Raw genomic sequence first — 15,531 nt, 5'->3', positions numbered from 1 at the left:
ATCCCCGACTGATAGTTACCATCGTGCAACTTTACTTGATGGACAACTCACAGCACGAAAGAAGCCCCATCCGGTAAGGATGGGGCCTCCGTCGTCGTGTGACTGAACGAACTGGGTTAGATCAACTCTTGGCGGTCACCGGGTTCGTGAGCGTTCCGATCCCCGAGACCGTGACCGACACGGAATCGCCGTCGACGATCGGGCCTACTCCGGCGGGTGTGCCGGTGAGGATGACGTCGCCGGGCAGGAGGGTCATCACCGCCGAGATCCACTCGATGATCTTCGGAATGTCGTGGAGGAGGAAAGCCGTGCTGCTGTCCTGCTTGACCTGACCGTTGACCTCGGTCTTGATGTCGACGTCGGACGCGTCCAGGCTGGTTTCGATCCAGGGACCGAGTGGGCAGAAGGTGTCGTGCCCCTTCGCGCGCGTCCACTGCCCGTCGTGACGCTGATGATCTCGCGCCGACACGTCGTTGGCGATCGTGTAGCCGAGGACCACGCTCAACGCCTTCGCCGCGGGAACGTCCTTGCAGGGTTGACCGATGACTATCGCGAGTTCACCCTCGAAGTGCACCTCGTTGGAGGTGGGAGGCAAGACGATCGGGGCACCCGGACCGACGATGGACGTATTGGGCTTGAGGAAGATCACGGGATCCGCGGGAGCTTCGCCGCCCATCTCGGCAATGTGGTCGGCGTAGTTCTTACCGATGCAGATCACCTTGCTGGCCAGAATCGGAGCGAGAAGGCGAACATCGGCGAGCGGCCAACTTCGGCCGGTAAATGTGGGATTCCCGAACGGGTGCTCCGCGATCTCCTTGGCGACGAGGGCATCCTCTTCACCTTCGATACTGACGAACGCAACACCATCGGGACTGGCAATTCGACCAAGACGCATGAACACAAGTCTATCCGGGTGCCGGAAACGCCTGACGCGCGCAAGCCGAAAGGCTTACGCGCGTCAGTCTCGTGAGAAGAATCCTTACAGTGCTGCGGTGATCCGGTCGCCGATCTCCGTCGTGGAGATGGGGCCTTCGCCCCGCGTCGCCAGGTCCGCGGCAACTACAGCCTCGACCCGAGCGGCGTCGTCTTCACGACCGAGGTGACGAAGGAGCAGTGCAGCGGAAAGGATCGCGGCAGTGGGGTCGGCGATCCCCTTACCTGCAATATCGGGAGCACTACCGTGCACCGGCTCGAACATCGACGGGTTGGTACCCGACGCGTCGATGTTTCCGCTTGCGGCCAAACCGATTCCACCGGTCACCGCGCCGGCGAGGTCGGTGATGATGTCACCGAAGAGGTTGTCCGTGACAATCACGTCGAAGCGCGACGGGTCGGTGACCATGTAGATCGTGGCCGCGTCGATGTGGCAATACGCGGTTTCGACGTCCGGGAACTCGGCGCCGACGGTCTCGATTGCACGCGTCCAGATTGCGCCCGCGTTGGAGAGCACGTTGGTCTTGTGAATCAACGTGAGGTGCTTGGACCGGGTCTGCGCCAATGCAAATGCGTAACGCACCACGCGCTCGGCGCCGAACCAGGTGTTGATCGACACCTCGGTCGCGATCTCGTGATCGGTACCGACGCGGATCGCTCCACCGTTTCCAGTGTACGGACCCTCGGTTCCTTCACGAACCACGACGAAATCGATCTCCGGCTGAGCCGCCAACGGCGACAACGCACCCGGATACAGCTGTGCGGGGCGAAGATTCACGTGATGATCGAGCTGGAAACGCATGTTCAGCAGCAGACCACGCTCGAGGATGCCGGGTGCGACGATACGCGGATCACCGATGGCGCCCAACAGGATTGCGTCGTGCTGACGAATCTGGTCCAGCTCGCCGGCCGGAAGCAACTCGCCGGTGGCGTTGTAGCGACGGGCACCGAGATCGTATTCGGTGGTTTCCAGATCCGGAACCAACTTGCCGAGCACCTTGAGCGCTTCGGCAGTGACCTCGACGCCGATTCCGTCACCCGGAATGACCGCAAGCTTCATGGAGTCCTCATCTCAGTAGAACTGTGCGCCTTTGTTAACCGCCGACGGTTAATAAAGGCGCACAGCAAAAACACATCAGGAAAGGTCGACCTGGGCGACGCGAGCGTCGAGCTGCGAGACGATTGCCTCGACCTCGGTGTCACCGACGACGCGGTCGACGCGCAGGATGACCGTTGCGCCTTCGCCTTCGGCGTCCTGGCTCAACGCTGCCGCGAGAATATCGACGCCCGCGTTACCGAGAACCGTGCCGAGCACACCGAGAACGCCCGGACGATCGCTGTAGTGAACGACGATGTTGTGCCCCTCGGCGCGCAGGTCGAAGCTGCGTCCGTTGATGTTGACGATCTTCTCGACCTGCTGCAGGCCGGTGAGTGCGCCCGTGACCGACGTGACCGTGCCGTCGGCGGCAACCGCACGAACCTCGACCGCACTGCGGTGAGCAAGAGCCTCGGAGTGCTTCTCGACCGACACGGTCACGCCGCGCTGCTCGGCAAGTGCCGGAGCGTTGACGAACGTGACAGCCTCGTCGCTACTGGCGGAGAACACGCCGCGCAGCGCAGCCAGGCCGAGGATGTCGACAGTTTCAGCCGACAGCTCGCCGGTGGCGACAACCTGCAAGGTCTGAACTGCCTCGGGCGACAGCGTCGCAGCGAGGAGACCGAGCTTGCGGACGAGCTCGAGCCACGGAGCAACTTCTTCGCCGACGGGGCCACCGGAGACGTTGACGGCCTCGGGAACGAATTCGCCTGCCAGAGCGAGGAGAACGCTTTTCGCCACGTCGATGCCTGCGCGGTCCTGAGCCTCGGACGTCGATGCACCGAGGTGCGGGGTGACGACGACGTTGTCGAGACCGAAGAGCTTGGAATCGGTGCACGGCTCGGTGCTGAACACGTCGAGACCGGCGCCGCGAACCTTGCCGGAGACCAGTGCGTCGTAGAGCGCATCTTCGTCGATCAGACCACCGCGGGCGGCGTTGACGATGATGACGCCGTCCTTGGCCTTGGCGAGACGCTCGGCGTTGATCAGGCCGGCCGTTTCCTTGGTCTTGGGCAGGTGCACGGAGATGAAGTCGGCGCGCTCCACGAGCTCGTCGATGGTGACCAGTTCGATGCCGAGCTGCGCTGCGCGCGCGGCGGGCAGGTAGGGGTCGTACGCGATGATCGTGGTCTCGAACGCAGCGAGACGCTGCGCGAAGAGCTGGCCGATGCGGCCGAGTCCGACGACACCGACGGTCTTGCCGAGGATCTCGACACCGTTGAACTTGCTTCGCTTCCAGGTGTTCTCACGCAGAGTCTTGTCTGCTGCGGGAATCTGGCGAGCAGTCGACATGAGGAGCGCGACAGCGTGCTCGGCAGCGGAGTGAATGTTGGAGGTCGGTGCGTTGACCACCATCACGCCGCGCTCGGTGGCTGCGGGGATCTCGACGTTGTCCAGGCCGACACCGGCGCGGCCGATGATCTTCAGCTTGGTGCCGGCAGCCAGAACCTCGGCGTCGACGGTGGTAGCGGAACGAACGAGGATCGCGTCGGCCTCGGGCACTGCGGCGAGCAGCGCCGGGCGATCGGGTCCGTCGACCCATCGCACCTCCACACCGTCACCCAGCGCCTCGACTGTGGACGGCGCGAGCTTGTCGGCGATCAGAACAACGGGACGGCCAGGCTGGCTCACGTGCAAACTCCCTGATTAGGTGGGTGTGAAGGTGGTTTAACCACCGATAGTTTAGTGCGCGCTGACTTCGAATCCACAACGCGGTAGGCAATACCACATAGTGGACACTCTTGCGGGCAAATTCTCGATGCAATATGAATCCGGGCTCAACCGGCCTGAAAAACGACTCCGGCCCAATGCCGCGCTGGTTCAAGACAATTGAACCGGCGCGGCATCGGGCCAGCAGAAACGTGGAGCGTGAAACAGCGAATTACGCGGTTTCGGTGATCGGGCGGTCGACCCAGCTCATCAGGTCGCGCAGCTTCTTGCCGGTGACCTCGATGGGGTGCTCGGCGTTTGCCTTGCGCAGACCCTCGAGCTCGGTGTTTCCGTTCTCGACATTGGCAACCAGACGACGGGTGAACTCGCCGGACTGGATGTCCGCCAGGATCGCCTTCATGCGCTCCTTCGTGTCGGCGTCGATGACGCGCGGTCCGGAGAGGTATCCGCCGAACTCCGCGGTGTCCGACACCGAGTAGTTCATGCGGGCGATGCCGCCTTCGTACATGAGGTCGACGATGAGCTTGAGCTCGTGCAGAACCTCGAAGTACGCCATCTCGGGTGCGTAGCCGGCCTCGACCATGACCTCGAAACCGATCTTGACCAGTTCCTCGGTGCCGCCGCAGAGCACCGCCTGCTCGCCGAAGAGATCCGTCTCGGTCTCTTCCTTGAACGTGGTCTTGATGACGCCGGCGCGCGTTCCGCCGATGCCCTTGGCATAGGACAGTGCAAGAGCCTGGCCTTCGCCCTTGGGATCCTGAGCGACGGCGATGAGCGCGGGAACGCCCTTGCCGTCGACGAACTGACGACGCACCAGATGGCCGGGTCCCTTGGGGGCGACCATGCCGACGGTGACGAACTCCGGAGCCTTGATCAGGTCGAAGTGAATGTTCAGGCCGTGACCGAAGAACAGCGCGTCGCCGTCCTTGAGGTTCGGCTCGATGTCGCCTGTGAAGATGCTCGCCTGAGCGGTGTCAGGTGCGAGCACCATGATGACGTCGGCCCACTCGGAAACCTCGGCCGGCGTACCGACCGTCAGTCCCTGCTCCTGCGCCTTCTCGCGGGACTTCGAGCCTTCCTTGAGGCCGATGCGCACATCGACGCCCGAGTCACGCAGGCTCAGCGAATGGGCGTGGCCCTGGCTTCCGTAGCCGATCACAGCAACCTTGCGGCCCTGAATGATCGACAGATCGGCATCGTCGTCGTAGAACATCTCGACTGCCACAGTTCTCAACCTCTCCTTGGATTTTTACGTGTCTAAAAGTACTAGCGGGTGGCCGTGATCGACTTCGGCCCTCGACCGACTGCCACGACCCCGGACTGAACGATCTCCCGGATACCGTACGGATCAAGCATCCGCAGCAGTGCATCCAGCTTGGACCGAGTACCGGTCGCCTCGATGGTGACGGACTCCGGGGAGACGTCGATCACCTTGGCGCGGAACAGGTTCACCGTTTCGATGACCTGCGTGCGCACGCTTGCATCTGCGCGCACCTTGATGAGCACGAGCTCGCGAGCGACGGATGCTTCACCGTCCTGCTCGACGATCTTGATGACGTTGATCAGCTTGTTGAGCTGCTTGGTCACCTGCTCGAGAGGGAACTCGTCGACCGTGACGACGATGGTCATACGTGAGATCTCGGGGATCTCGGTTCCGCCCACCGCAAGGGATTCGATGTTGAATCCGCGGCGGGAGAAAAGTGCGGAGATGCGAGCCAGCACGCCTGGCTTGTCCTCGACGAGAACACTGAGGGTGTGACTGGTGCTCACTTCTGATCCTCCCCTGTGCCCGCGGCAGATCCAGCTTGCTCGCGTGACATGGCTTCGTGGATGACGGCGGGCTCGGCTACTGCCTCGTCGTCGTCGAACAGCGGCCGGATGCCCCGGGCCGCCATGATTTCGTCGTTGCTCGTTCCGGCAGCGACCATCGGCCACACCTGAGCGTCGGCGGTGACGATGAAGTCGATCACGACAGGCTTGTCGTTGATGGACTGCGCCTCACGGATCGCAGCTTCGACATCTTCTTCGCGCTCGACACGAATTCCGTGGCAGCCCAATGCTTCCGCGAGCTTGACGAAGTCCGGGATGCGGATGGCGCCGTGCGTTCCGAGGTTGGTGTTGGAGTAGCGCTCTTCGTAGAAGAGCGTCTGCCACTGACGCACCATGCCGAGGTTGCCGTTGTTGATGAGGGCAACCTTGATCGGAATACCTTCGAGTGCGCAGGTGGCGAGTTCCTGATTGGTCATCTGGAAGCAGCCGTCGCCGTCGATCGCCCACACCTCGGTGTCGGGCATGCCCATCTTGGCCCCCATGGCAGCGGGCACCGCGTATCCCATGGTGCCGAGCCCACCCGAGTTGAGCCACGTGCGCGGCTTCTCGTAACCGACGAACTGCGCGGCCCACATCTGGTGCTGGCCGACGCCGGCGCAGTAGATGGCATCCGGTCCGGCGAGCTTGCCGACGGTCTGGATGACGTACTCCGGGCTCAGCTGACCGTCGGTGGGGCGGTCGTAGCTCAGCGGGTAGGTACGACGGATGTCGTTCAGGTACGCCCACCACGCGGTGAGGTCGAACGTGGTACCCGTGGCCATGTCGGCACGGATCGCCTCGATGAGCTCGGTGATGACCTCTTTGCAGTCGCCCACGATCGGGACGTCCGCGTAGCGGTTCTTGCCGATCTCGGCCGGATCGATGTCGGCGTGGATGACCTTGGCATCGGGCGCGAAGGAATCCAGCTGACCGGTGACGCGGTCGTCGAAACGCGCGCCGAGGGTGATCAGAAGATCGCTGCGCTGCAGAGCGGCGACCGCGGCAACGGTGCCGTGCATACCGGGCATACCGCAGTTGAGGTCGTGGCTGTCCGGGAACGCGCCGCGGGCCATCAGTGTGGTGACGACGGGGATTCCGGTCAGCTCGGCCAGCTCGAGCAGTTCGGGCGAGGAGTCGGACTTGATGACGCCGCCACCGACGTACAGAACCGGCGACTTGGCGTCGGCGATCAGACGTGCCGCTTCACGAACCTGCTTGCCGTGCGGCTTGGTGACCGGGCGGTATCCCGGCAGACGCATCTCCGGCGGCCACGAGAACGTGGTCTGCGACTGCAGGATGTCCTTCGGGATATCGACCAGGACAGCGCCGGGGCGACCGCTGGATGCGAGGTAGAAAGCCTCGGCCATGATGCGCGGGATGTCGATCGCGTCGGTGATCAGGAAGTTGTGCTTGGTGACCGGCATCGTGATGCCTGAGATGTCGGCTTCCTGGAAGCCGTCGGTACCGATCAGCGAGCGCGCCACCTGTCCGGTGATCGCGACGATCGGAACGGAGTCCATCTGCGCATCGGCCAGCGGCGTGACCAGGTTGGTCGCACCGGGACCCGAGGTAGCCATGCACACGCCGACCTTGCCGGTCGCCTGCGCGTAACCGGTGGCAGCGTGGCCTGCGCCTTGCTCGTGGCGCACGAGCACGTGGCGGACCTTGACCGAATCGAAGAGTGGGTCGTAAACCGGGAGCACGGCACCGCCGGGAATGCCGAATACCGTGTCGACCTCGAGCTCTTCGAGGGCTCGAACCACAGACTGCGCGCCGGTTACCCGCTCAGGCGGGAGCTGGCGACGGTTGGCCGTCTGGGTTGCGGCAGCCGCGGTTGTCGGGCTCGGTGTCCCTGACTTGCGCGGCGTTGGTTGAGGCCGTGCTGTTGGTGCGCTCACTGGGAAATCCTCTGATTCTGGCTCCGGGCAACAAAAAACCCCCGTCAGCATCTGCTGAGCGAGGGTGGCGCGTCGTTATCTGGTGAGTTGAAAAATCGACTCAGGCGACGACGCGCCGGCCGATTACGAGCAACTCATTCTGTTTCACGCACTCGACAGTAGAGGCGCTAGTCGCGAACGGCAAACTTGGTGAGTTGACCGTCCCAGAATCTGAGATACATCGGCTGCAATGCGAAGATGTAGAGGTGTCAACTTCGCAGCAGCCCGTGCCACCGGCTCAATCATCCCACACGCCGCAACCACTTCGGCACGTCATCCGCATTTCGCAACTCGCTTACATGGCGTGCGCGTTCCTTCTGTTCGCGGTCAGCTTCCCGATCTTCGGGTGGCCCGTCGCCTTCAGCTGGTTGCTGATCCTTCCGATCATCGCCGTCTATCTTGTCGCGCGACTGCGCACCACCGTCAGCCCTGACGGCCTCGAGGTCCGCTCGACGTTCTCCAAGCGCACCCTCGCCTGGGACGACGTCAAGGGTTTCCGCTTCCCGAAGCGCAGCTGGGCGCGCGCGGAACTCACCGACGGAACCGAGGTGACCCTGCCTGCGGTCAGCTTCGTCAGGCTTCCCGAGATCGCGATCGCCAGCGGCGGCCGCATCACTGATCCCTATGCATCGGCCGCAGAAGCCTTCGCCGCCAAGGAAGCCGAAGAGGAAGAAGCAGCGGCAGAATCAGACGAACAATCAGAGGTCGAGTCCGACAACGCCGACAACGGTCAGAACCAGCCCGAAGAGAAGCGCCAATAGCACGCGAGTAGCGTTGGAAGGCCCTCGCTTCTATTTGAGTGGACCAGCAACGATCACATAAGGAACACGCCCATGCCCCCGTTGAGGTCACGCACCACCACCATCGGACGTAATGCTGCCGGAGCCCGATCCCTGTGGCGCGCCACAGGAATGACGGATTCCGACTTCGGCAAGCCGATCGTCGCCGTAGCGAACTCGTACACCCAGTTCGTACCCGGCCACGTGCATCTCAAGAACGTGGGCGAGATCGTTGCCGAGGCCATTAGTGCAGCCGGCGGCGTCGCTCGTGAGTTCCACACCATCGCAGTCGACGACGGCATCGCAATGGGCCACGGCGGAATGCTCTACTCACTCCCGAGCCGCGAGATCATCGCCGACTCGGTCGAGTACATGGCAAACGCCCACACGGCCGACGCACTGGTGTGTATCTCCAACTGCGACAAGATCACTCCCGGCATGCTCAACGCCGCGATGCGTCTGAACATCCCGACCGTCTTCGTCTCCGGTGGTCCGATGGAGGCCGGTAAGGCAGTGGTCGTCGGCGGCGTGGCACAAGCCCCCACCGACCTCATCACCGCGATTTCCGCCTCTGCCAACGATGCCGTGTCCGACGAAGGCCTCGACGAGGTCGAGCGCAGCGCGTGCCCGACGTGCGGGTCCTGCTCCGGCATGTTCACCGCCAACTCCATGAACTGCCTGACCGAAGCCCTCGGCCTCGCGTTGCCGGGCAACGGCTCCACGCTGGCAACTCACAAGGCTCGTCACGCACTCTTCTCTCGTGCGGGCACCACTGTGGTCGAGGCTGCACTCAAGTACTACCGCGACGGCGACGAGTCGGTTCTGCCTCGCAACATCGCGACCCCGGCAGCGTTCCGCAACGCAATGGCTCTCGATGTCGCCATGGGCGGTTCCACCAACACCGTCCTGCATACGCTGGCTGCGGCGCAAGAAGGTGAGGTCGACTTCGACCTCGACACCATCGACGCGATCAGCCGTAAGGTGCCGTGCCTGTCCAAGGTCTCCCCCAACTCGGACTACCACATGGAAGACGTCCACCGCGCCGGCGGAATCCCCGCGCTGCTCGGTGAGCTTCGCCGCGGCGGACTCCTCGAAACCGACGTCTCCACCGTGCACACCAAGAGCTTCGACCAGTGGCTCGACGACTGGGACATCCGCTCCGGCAAGGCAACCGACGAGGCAATCGAACTTTTCCACGCTGCTCCCGGCGGCGTGCGCACCATCGAACCGTTCTCCACGGACAACCGTTGGTCTGCCCTCGACACCGATGCGGCCGGCGGCTGTATCCGCGACGTCGCGAACGCCTACACCGTCGAAGGCGGCTTGGTTGTCCTGCGCGGCAACATCGCACTCGACGGCGCTATCCTCAAGACGGCCGGCATCGACGAGGAACTGTTCTCCTTCCAGGGCCCGGCGCTGGTCGTCGAGTCTCAGGAAGAAGCCGTCTCGGTCATCCTGCAAAAGAAGATCAAGGCCGGCGACGTTCTCGTCGTGCGTTACGAAGGCCCCAAGGGCGGCCCCGGCATGCAGGAAATGCTGCACCCCACCGCCTTCCTCAAGGGCGCGGGCCTCGGTAAGGAATGCGCACTGATCACCGACGGTCGTTTCTCGGGCGGAACCTCCGGGCTGTCCATCGGCCACATCTCCCCCGAAGCTGCCGCAGGCGGAGTCATCGGACTCGTCCAGAACGGCGATCAGGTTCGCATCGACGTCGCCTCGCGCACGCTGGAGATCCTTGTCGACGACGACGTCCTCGCCGAGCGACGCGCCAAGATGGAGACCTCGGAGCGCCCGTGGCAGCCGGTCGATCGTCAGCGCACCGTGACGACAGCCCTGCGCGCCTACGCCGCTCTGGCAACGTCCGCCGACAAGGGCGCGGTTCGCTACGTTCCGTAAGTCCCGACACGAACGGAAAAGATCCCCGGCCGCTCTTCGGCCGGGGATCTTTGCTGTCAGCGAGCGACATGAATCGGGATCAGATCCACACCAGCGCCGACATGTGAATACTCGAGGGGCGCAGGTATCCGCTCGAGCACTCCCCCGGCGAATGCGTCGTAGAGCGGTAGAGACTCGAGATGCACGTAGCCGATGTGACAGTCACACAGCGTTTTCGGGCACTCTCGGGCGGCAAGAACCTTCTCGAGGGCGTCGTCGTACAGATTTCCGATCACTTCGGGAACGAAGTGGCACCGACGGATAGTGCCGTCACCGTCCACGGAAATGACGGATTCTCCGGTTCGGCAGGCTTTTCCGCCGCTCTGGTGAGGGTTCCGGCTGTACGGAAACAGGGGGTCCAACTCCGTCCACCGTGCCGCTTCGCCATCGGTGTATTCCAATCCTTCGGCCGCGTTCACCCACAGGTACACGTGCTCGGGCAGCTTCTGTCGCAGTTCCCTTGCCGATGCCTGATGTTCCGGAAATCCAACCACGCCTACCGAATAGCGAATACCGGCACCGTCGAGTTCAGAACACTTCGCGAGGAAACGCTCGATCGACGTCTGCCCGGGATGGAACGTGCACCAGAGAGCCAGCGTCGACGGGTCGGCGTCGGCGAGCCAACTGGTTCGAGCGCTGAGATTGGTCTGGATCGCGATCCGTTGGACGTGCGGCAACCAACTCAACTCCGCGAGGGTGCGTCGATACCAGGACCGCACCAACGCCTCACCCCAGGGCGTGAACAGCACGGACAATTGTCGATCAGTCTGCTCGGTGACCCAGGTGGCAAACCGCTCCAATGACGCTCTGTCCGCACGCAACTCGGCAGGTGGGTCACGACGCTTTGCGAAAGGGCAGTACGGGCAGTCGTAATTGCAGCTCGCCAACGGGCCACGATAGAGAATCGACAGGGTCGGGTTCATTTCGCCTCGTAGTCCGCCATGTCACGGCTGACGCTGTCCGAGAAGAGCGCGGGACCGATTGCATCCGAATACGCGATACCTTCGGCCGAGAGGACCAGACGACCGGATCCCCGGTCGCTCGCCAGCCATCCGGCCGAGGCGAAACGCGCCAGTTCCTCCGGAAAATCGTCCTCCGGTGTTGATCCGAACCGGGCGCGATAGTCGTGCACGTCCATCCCCTCGGCTTGGAGCACCGACTGGACGAGGTGCCTGCGACGCGTCTCGTCGGCAGTCATGTATCGGCCGACTTCCGCGTAGGCGAACTCGTTGGCAGGCCTCGCGATGAAAGAGTCGACGATGCCACGAATCTCGCGCATCTCGACTGCGTAGTCGAAGGAATAGTGCAGATCAGCCGTGTACGAGCGTGCACCACAACCCAATCCGATCATTCCGTCGGTTTGGCACGCGTAGTCGGCGGCACCTTCGACAACCGCGCCAACACGTTGGAACATGCGCATCGAGACCTGTCGATAGCCCGAACGCTCGAGATAGTCGCGCCCGAACCGGTAGAGGCGCAGCCGATGTTCGTCCCATTCGGTCTCGGTATCGGTTCCGTCTACCTTTCTCCCCAAACCGGTGAGCGCACGCACGTACAACGGGTACAGATACAACTCTTCGGGTTCCCAAGCCAGCTCACGGTCCAGGGACTGCTTGAATGTCTGCTCGGTCTGACCGTCGATTCCGTAGATGAGATCGATGTTGAGCACGGGAATTCGTGCGGCGCGGATCCGTCCCAGAGCGGCCTCGACGTCGGCGCGCTTCTGTGGACGGGCCGCCGCCCTCGCCTCCGAGTCGATGAAGCTCTGAACACCCAAGCTCAATCGGGTAGTGCCCCGCGATGCCAACACCGACATCCGATCGGCGGTGACCGTCGACGGTGATGCCTCCACCGAGAACGGAATAGATGAAAGATCAGCGCCCATACGGAATTCCGCGATGTCGCACAGTCTGTCGAGTTCGGACGCGTGGAGGAAGGTCGGAGTACCACCACCGAACGCCACTGCGTCATAGTGGGTTCCGTCGCCGACGCACTCTGCAACGACGCGCGATTGACGCTCGAGCGCATCGAGGTACGCGGTGCTCATCTCGCCCGGTGCCCCGATACGGGTGAACAGATTGCAGAATCCGCACCGCACCTCACAAAACGGGATGTGCAGGTACAGCGACAGCGCCCCCTTGGGTTCGGACGCCCACAATTTCTGCAAGGACGGCCGGGGGTTCAGCGGCCGGTAGGCCGTCTTGTGCGGATACGCATAGACGTAATTCTGGTACGGACGTACCGCGACTGCGAGACTCATTGCAGCGGACCTTCCACGAAGAAGTGTGAGTAGGGAACCGTCCAGACGCTGTCGTGACCCAGCCGGTGTCCGGTCCAACCGTCGTCGCCGTACGCGGTGCCGTGATCGGAACAGACGATGGCAAAACACCGTCGCCGTGAACTCATTACCCGCAGGAGTCGTTCGACATGTCTGTCGATGTATTCGAGTGCGGCAGCATGCGAGTCGAGGGTGTCCCCCGACTCCGCAGATGCTCCGTCAAGGTGGAACCAGTTGGGTTGATGCAGCGCAGCAGCGTTGACGAAGAGAAAGAGCCTCTCTTCGTGATGCAGTCGCGAGACCACCCCTTCGGCACACTCGACCTGCGCTTCGAAGGATTCCGGAGACGTCACGCCGAAACGTGGCTCCCAGAAACTCTCGTCGAACATCTCGGGCAACACCGACCCCAGCGGTGCAGCTTTGTTGAAGAACCCCACACCGCCGATACACACAGTGCGGTAGCCGGCTTGCCGCAGACCGTCCATTAGGGTGGAGCCCTCGAACACGAACGTGCCGTCCGCGGTGGACTCACTCCCGGAGAATCGAGCAGCGAACAATCGGGGGTGCGGCCCTTGGCTGGCCGGGGTCGGGAGAAAGCCGGCAAAAATCGCCTGATGAGAGGCGTAGGTGAAACTTCCCGGGGCATGGCGTTTTTCCCACTGTCCCCCGGGGAGGTACGACGCAAGAGTGGGAATGCGTCCACTCGACGCCAACTCGCGCGCTACGTCGTATCGGAGCGTGTCCAACGTCAGCAACAAGATGTCGTCCTGACCGACAACGTCATTCATGTCGAGCGCTGGTTCTGCGCGCATCATCGGGTGCACTCCCTGCTCTCGGATTCCAGGAGCGAAGCCACCTGTGTTTGATACGTGTTCAGCCCTTCGGCCGGGCCGCCGGGCAGACCGGTGAGCCCAGGCAGGAGGTCACCGAACGCGTTGACCTCACCGACCGAGAAGCGTCGCCACCCCTCACCCGGCAATATGTCAACACCGACGTGGGGCGCCGAAGGAAAACATGAGGCTGCCTGTTCACTCAATTCCAGCAACTGCGACCAGTTTTCACCCGCAGCGGTCACAGCGTCGTGCAGTTCGCCGCGAGAGCCACCGAGGTGCAGGTTGGTGAGCGGAGTGGTGCTGGTTCGGACGACCGCATGGGTGGCGACGCCTCCGACGACGACTACCCGAATGTCGGCGGTGCGTCCCCCGAGCGATGCCTTAGGTAACCACTGCTCGACATGAAGGCTGTCCGGTGCCAGCCGATCGACAATCGCTGCGATTTCCCATTCATTTCGATAGGTGCGCACCCGTAGCGAATTGTGCAAAACTCCGTCATCGCCCATCTCCACCGACGTAACGGCACGAACCTGTCCACGCGGACCCCATTGCAGTGCAATCACTCCCGATGCCGACGACCCGTGTGCCAGCTTGACGAAAACCCGCGGCATTCCCGCGTCGGCCGCATGCTGCGCCAGTTCGGAGTAGCTGCGCGGGGAGATTGGTAATGCGGCAGGAACACGCACTCCAGCGGTTCCCAGGCGACGGTGACATCGACGCTTGTCGAACATCACTGCGATCTCGTCGGCATCACCGAGCACTCGGGCACCTGCGTCTTCGGCTCTACCGGTCACCTCACGAATCGCTGCGGAAAAGTGCCGGTACCACTGGCCGCTGCCCTCCACCCTGGTCGACTCACCCGCTCCACGAAAACATCCGTCGACCACAGAATCCTCACCGGGCGAATCGATCCGAACGATCTCACCCGCCTCGAAACCGTAATTACGATCGACTATCTCCCGCCAATCCACGATCCGCGGCGCGGGCAGTCCAGCACCGGTGACTGCTTCGACAAATCCGGATACGCGACGATTTCCTGGAATACCGACAACCACGAACTTCGGGCGGGAACGCTGCACCACCTGATTACTCACGACTGCCGGATTACTCGGAGACGGCAACATATCGCCAGGCTTCGCCGTCGTACGCATCCGGCGTGGTCTGATCGGCGAGATCAACCCGTACTCCCAGTTCGGCGCAGTGGCGAGCCAACTCGGCAACCGTAGCGTCGCTGAGAAAGTGGTAGTGCAGGTCGAGGAACTCGAGGTGCGAGATCGATCGGCTGCCCAACAAGGCCGTTGCACCTTCGTCGGAGAGCGTGCCCATGGAGAGATCCAACGTGGTCAACTGACGAAGAATGGGAGCGTCGACTATCGCCGCAGCAATGGCGTCCTCGATCTCGCTGTTCCGTAGCCCCAAGTGCCGCAACGACGGTAGTTTTGCGCCGCCGAGAATGAGCGCAAGGTCCTCGACAGTCGAATCTCCTCCGTAATTACCGGTTCCGAGCCACAGGTCGAGAAACTCGAGCGAAGGAAAATCGCTGGAAGACACACCGCGGACGACTGCGGCGGGCACGCCGCCCGCTTCGATGGTCAATCGTCGTAGCGAAGCATGACTGGTTTCCGGGAACTTCAATTCGGTGCCGCCACGGATCCCGAATTCGACCAACTCCGGAAACGCCCCCAGCACGGGAGTGACGTCGGATTGTTGGATCCAGGAAATCTCCTGCTGCTCCTGCGTGATGTCCGCGAGAAATACTGCACGCAGTGCCGTGAGCCGGTGACGTTGCTCGACAACCAGATCCACGATCGACGACGAATCGACCTCGTACGACTCACCCCACTGGCCGATGATCAGTGCCTTCACCGCCGACAGGTCCACCGTCTCGACGAATCGCGCCCAGGCATCGGAAAACTCTTCCGGGTCGTCGTCGTACGGTTCGACCGAGATGCGCCACGCCACGGCGTCTGCGGCCGGCAACGGCTCGGCCTCGTCCGGCGCCGGAAAGTCGAAGGCCGGCAGTCCGTGCAAGGTGTCGAGGTGGGCCTGGATCATCACGATCTCCTTCAGGTCGGGTACCGCGAGCGCGGCGGTTGATCACACACGGCGGTTGAGAACTCATTGATAGCAAGACCGACCGACAGGTACTGAATGAGTTCCTGAACCACTGGGTTACCGAACCACTGCGCGACACGCGGAGCAACCGAACGGAACGATATGAGCTATCAGACATTTCAGACAGAATGGCGCGTCCGGCTCG

At 62.8% G+C, this 15,531-nt stretch carries 13 protein-coding genes; 2 read left to right on the top strand and 11 right to left on the bottom strand.

Going from position 1 to position 15,531, the window contains the following annotated elements; translation table 11 throughout:
- Positions 1 to 121: 121 nt before the first annotated feature.
- The 6 genes from QM716_RS08385 to QM716_RS08360 form a co-directional block, all read right to left on the bottom strand.
- Positions 122 to 895: a fumarylacetoacetate hydrolase family protein gene (locus tag QM716_RS08385; RefSeq protein ID WP_230812824.1), complete on the bottom strand. Its 774-nt coding sequence runs from the start codon at positions 893 to 895 to the stop codon at positions 122 to 124.
- Positions 896 to 979: 84 nt separating this feature from the next.
- Positions 980 to 1,993, bottom strand: coding sequence for a 3-isopropylmalate dehydrogenase (locus QM716_RS08380; protein WP_283303714.1), 1,014 nt, complete (start codon positions 1,991 to 1,993; stop codon positions 980 to 982).
- 75 nt (positions 1,994 to 2,068) lie between these two features.
- A complete protein-coding gene (serA, locus tag QM716_RS08375) occupies positions 2,069 to 3,661 on the bottom strand; it encodes a phosphoglycerate dehydrogenase (protein ID WP_283303713.1) in 1,593 nt (530 codons plus the stop codon).
- A gap of 250 nt (positions 3,662 to 3,911) precedes the next feature.
- Entirely contained in the window at positions 3,912 to 4,913 is a 1,002-nt protein-coding gene (gene ilvC / locus QM716_RS08370) for a ketol-acid reductoisomerase (RefSeq protein WP_283303983.1), read from the bottom strand.
- Between the two features lie 53 nt (positions 4,914 to 4,966).
- Complete coding sequence (ilvN, locus tag QM716_RS08365; protein WP_283303712.1) at positions 4,967 to 5,470, bottom strand: acetolactate synthase small subunit; 504 nt, start codon at positions 5,468 to 5,470, stop codon at positions 4,967 to 4,969.
- Positions 5,467 to 7,407 carry an acetolactate synthase large subunit gene (locus QM716_RS08360; protein WP_283303711.1) on the bottom strand — a complete coding sequence of 647 codons (1,941 nt, stop codon included), beginning with the start codon at positions 7,405 to 7,407 and terminating at the stop codon, positions 5,467 to 5,469. The genes ilvN and QM716_RS08360 overlap by 4 nt, the downstream gene beginning before the upstream one ends.
- 266 nt (positions 7,408 to 7,673) lie before the next feature.
- On the opposite strand from QM716_RS08360, the gene QM716_RS08355 reads away from it, so the two are divergent.
- Positions 7,674 to 8,207 (top strand): PH domain-containing protein, encoded by a 534-nt coding sequence (locus QM716_RS08355; protein WP_283303982.1) that lies wholly within the window; start codon positions 7,674 to 7,676, stop codon positions 8,205 to 8,207.
- Positions 8,208 to 8,279: 72 nt separating this feature from the next.
- On the top strand, positions 8,280 to 10,121 hold the full coding sequence (gene ilvD, locus QM716_RS08350; RefSeq protein ID WP_230812822.1) for a dihydroxy-acid dehydratase: 1,842 nt from the start codon (positions 8,280 to 8,282) through the stop codon (positions 10,119 to 10,121).
- 56 nt (positions 10,122 to 10,177) lie between these two features.
- Here ilvD and QM716_RS08345 read toward each other — a convergent pair whose 3' ends face one another.
- From QM716_RS08345 to QM716_RS08325, 5 genes are read right to left on the bottom strand one after another with little or no spacing between them, the layout of a single operon-like run.
- A complete protein-coding gene (locus tag QM716_RS08345; protein ID WP_283303710.1) occupies positions 10,178 to 11,083 on the bottom strand; it encodes an STM4011 family radical SAM protein in 906 nt (301 codons plus the stop codon).
- Positions 11,080 to 12,420 carry an STM4012 family radical SAM protein gene (locus tag QM716_RS08340; protein WP_283303709.1) on the bottom strand — a complete coding sequence of 447 codons (1,341 nt, stop codon included), beginning with the start codon at positions 12,418 to 12,420 and terminating at the stop codon, positions 11,080 to 11,082. Before QM716_RS08340 ends, QM716_RS08345 begins: the two co-directional genes overlap by 4 nt.
- Positions 12,417 to 13,253, bottom strand: coding sequence for an STM4013/SEN3800 family hydrolase (locus QM716_RS08335; protein WP_283303708.1), 837 nt, complete (start codon positions 13,251 to 13,253; stop codon positions 12,417 to 12,419). Before QM716_RS08335 ends, QM716_RS08340 begins: the two co-directional genes overlap by 4 nt.
- Positions 13,250 to 14,395 (bottom strand): STM4014 family protein, encoded by a 1,146-nt coding sequence (locus QM716_RS08330; protein WP_283303707.1) that lies wholly within the window; start codon positions 14,393 to 14,395, stop codon positions 13,250 to 13,252. Before QM716_RS08330 ends, QM716_RS08335 begins: the two co-directional genes overlap by 4 nt.
- Positions 14,376 to 15,326, bottom strand: coding sequence for an STM4015 family protein (locus QM716_RS08325; RefSeq protein WP_283303706.1), 951 nt, complete (start codon positions 15,324 to 15,326; stop codon positions 14,376 to 14,378). Before QM716_RS08325 ends, QM716_RS08330 begins: the two co-directional genes overlap by 20 nt.
- Between the last annotated feature and the right edge of the window lie 205 nt (positions 15,327 to 15,531).

Source organism: Rhodococcus sp. IEGM 1409 (assembly GCF_030056735.1).
Lineage (GTDB): Bacteria > Actinomycetota > Actinomycetes > Mycobacteriales > Mycobacteriaceae > Rhodococcus_F.
Note: the sequence above shows the minus strand (reverse complement) of the source record. Positions and strands in the feature narration are given on the sequence as shown.

Coding starts and splice junctions, on each gene's coding strand:
- QM716_RS08345 (WP_283303710.1), bottom strand. CDS start 11,083: ATGAACCCGACCCTGTCGATTCTCTATCGTGGCCCGTTGGCGAGCTGC.
- QM716_RS08330 (WP_283303707.1), bottom strand. CDS start 14,395: ATGTTGCCGTCTCCGAGTAATCCGGCAGTCGTGAGTAATCAGGTGGTG.
- QM716_RS08340 (WP_283303709.1), bottom strand. CDS start 12,420: ATGAGTCTCGCAGTCGCGGTACGTCCGTACCAGAATTACGTCTATGCG.
- QM716_RS08325 (WP_283303706.1), bottom strand. CDS start 15,326: ATGATCCAGGCCCACCTCGACACCTTGCACGGACTGCCGGCCTTCGAC.
- ilvD (WP_230812822.1), top strand. CDS start 8,280: ATGCCCCCGTTGAGGTCACGCACCACCACCATCGGACGTAATGCTGCC.
- QM716_RS08385 (WP_230812824.1), bottom strand. CDS start 895: ATGCGTCTTGGTCGAATTGCCAGTCCCGATGGTGTTGCGTTCGTCAGT.
- QM716_RS08380 (WP_283303714.1), bottom strand. CDS start 1,993: ATGAAGCTTGCGGTCATTCCGGGTGACGGAATCGGCGTCGAGGTCACT.
- ilvC (WP_283303983.1), bottom strand. CDS start 4,913: ATGTTCTACGACGACGATGCCGATCTGTCGATCATTCAGGGCCGCAAG.
- QM716_RS08335 (WP_283303708.1), bottom strand. CDS start 13,253: ATGATGCGCGCAGAACCAGCGCTCGACATGAATGACGTTGTCGGTCAG.